Source organism: Variovorax sp. P4_D9 (assembly GCF_056401695.1).
In genome coordinates, this window is the sequence record NZ_JBFUIU010001154.1 from 1 (window position 1) to 2,236 (window position 2,236).

Annotated in this window: 2 protein-coding genes and 2 pseudogenes; 3 read left to right on the forward strand and 1 reads right to left on the reverse strand. The window is 60.6% G+C overall.

Annotation, left to right across the window (positions count from 1 at the left end; genetic code table 11):
• Positions 1–388: pseudogene (locus AC1DY5_RS52265) on the reverse strand (IS3 family transposase); the annotation flags it as partial.
• Positions 389–473: 85 nt separating this feature from the next.
• Between AC1DY5_RS52265 and AC1DY5_RS52270 the strand changes: the two are divergent.
• From AC1DY5_RS52270 to AC1DY5_RS52280, 3 genes and pseudogenes are all read left to right on the forward strand, one after another.
• Positions 474–857, forward strand: a pseudogene (locus AC1DY5_RS52270) (IS110 family RNA-guided transposase); the annotation flags it as partial.
• A 698-nt stretch (positions 858–1,555) separates the two neighbouring features.
• On the forward strand, positions 1,556–1,762 hold the full coding sequence (locus AC1DY5_RS52275) for a hypothetical protein (protein WP_478122124.1): 207 nt from the start codon (positions 1,556–1,558) through the stop codon (positions 1,760–1,762).
• A gap of 45 nt (positions 1,763–1,807) precedes the next feature.
• Positions 1,808–2,236, forward strand: a 429-nt coding sequence (locus AC1DY5_RS52280; protein WP_478122125.1) for a winged helix-turn-helix domain-containing protein, incomplete at its 3' end; no start/stop codon positions are given.

Sequence of the window (2,236 nt, forward strand, 5' to 3'; positions counted from 1 at the left end):
CGCCCGCCCAGACCTTGTCCGGCTGCGTGACGGTGAATTCACGGTTCAGCAGGTTGGGTGAGATCGGCAGGTCGTGGCGGCTGTCTGTGGTGATCTTGAAGCGGCGCTTGCCACGGGCGCGAATGCCGTGCCGCTGCATGAGCTTTTGAACCCGGTCCTTGCCCACGCGGATGCCGCGTGCCAGCAGTTCCTTCCAGATGCGCGGCCAGCCGTAGCCGCCACGCGTCTCGGCATGAATCGCCTTGATGTGCACCAGCAGCGCGTCGTCGCTCAGGTGACGGCGCTGCGCGCCGCTGGCTTTGCGCACGAAGTGCTCGTGGTATCCCGTCAAACTGATTCGCAGCACCCGGCATTGCACCGAGATCGGCCACACGCGTCGGTGGCGTTGGACAAAGATGCTATGTAGGACTACCCGAGCGAGACCCGTTTAGCTACAACGGGATTTCCCAACCTCTACTGCAAAGGAGCCGGAAATGTCGACAACCCAGACAGTCCCACAAGTCAAGGATACGGCGATCCAGGGCGAGCTGTACATGAGCTTCGAGCTCGGCGACAAGTCCTGGAAGGTGACAGCGAGCGATGGCCGGAACGGCCCGAGCCGGTACAACGTTGACGCCGGCGACACGGCCGCCGTTGCGCACTGCATCGCCAAGGCCCGGGAGCGCTGCAAGCTCGAGCCGCAGGCCCTGGTGCACTCGTGCTACGAAGCCGGGCGCGACGGCTGGTGGCTGCACCGCTGGCTGGTCGAGCAGGGTGTCGACAACATCGTGGTCGACTCCTCCAGCATCGAGGTGAACCGACACGCCAGGCGGGCCAAGACCGATCGGCTCGATGGCGACAAGCTGCTGGCGATGCTGCCCGATATGGCGAAGTCGTTCGCGCAACCAACATGTCCAACTCAGAGTACGCAGCCCGGCACGCGAGGTTTTCGCGGGTGAATAGCATGAAGCCTCCTCCGAGCCACCTTCRGAAATTCAGCGGGTACTTGGTTGTGCGAAAGCTCGGGCGTTCAGACCAATACGAGACGTGGATGCCGGACCATGTTTTCGAAGAGGTGTACGAACCTGAGTGAGCCGCTTCGGCGTCGGGACCCAGTACCAGACCTTCGTGCCGTGGCCTTGAATCGGTCGCACGTGGCGTCGTGCTGTTCGACCTTGTCTGCGTTGCTTTGACCAAAAGGCGCGCGCTGAGTTGGCTCGCAGTGGGGGAGTGCCTTTGGCAGCTACGCTGTACTGGGATGCGGCAGAATGTATTCAATCTTCTAACCTATCGCTTTAGGCGTCGATGAGTACCGCGAACGGAGGTCAGTCATGACACTCGCTGAGGCAAAGGATGTGGCGACAATTGTCGGCGTTGTAGTCGGAGCAGGCTCCCTGTTGTTTGCCGCGCTAAATCTCTTCATCACCGCGAGGACGAATCGAGCTGAGTTTTGGCTCGAACTCCGCTCCGCGTTTGCTAGACACGATGACGTTCACCGCGCCCTTCGCAATGGCGGAAAGTGGACCGGCAACGCAGGTCCGACCACTCCCGAAGAGTACTTTTCAGAGAGGCATACATGGGTCTGTTTGAGCATTGTGAAATCATGATGTCGCAACGGCTGATTGACGAAAAGACGTTCCGCGAAATCTACCGGTATCGTCTGGTGAACCTCGTCGCCAACAGGTGGGTACGAGAAGTGAAGGTGTGTGAACTTGCTTCCGGCTGGAAGCGGTTCATCGAATTGCTTGAGCGCTTTCAGGTTACTCATCAGTCAGTAATTTAGCGGACGATTTGGGGAACTATGCGGCCGCAATGTGTTCAATGGCTGATGAAACGAGACGGTCGCACTCTGGCCCACAACACGCTTGAGGAAATGCGTGTTCTGGCTGTTCAGCGCATGAACGAGGGAGAGCGCCCCGCGGCGGTGGCCGCATCCTTTGGCATGAACCGATCGTGGGCGTACAAATGCAAAGCGGCGGCGCGCGGACGTGGCCGCGGGCTGAAGGCGCTGCGCTCGACCAAAGGGACGGGGCGGCCTCGAAAACTCACCAGCGCCCAGGAGCGACAGGTTTTTCGATGGGTCAATGGAAAGCGCCCCGATCAGCACGGCTTTGACTTTGGACTGTGGACCCGGCAGATCGTCCAAGAACTGCTGCTCTCGCGCTTTGAAGTGCGCCTGTCGCTCGCCTCGATTGGCGCGCTGCTTGCGCGCTTGGGGCTGACCGCGCAAACGCCACTGCAGCGCGCCTATCAGCGC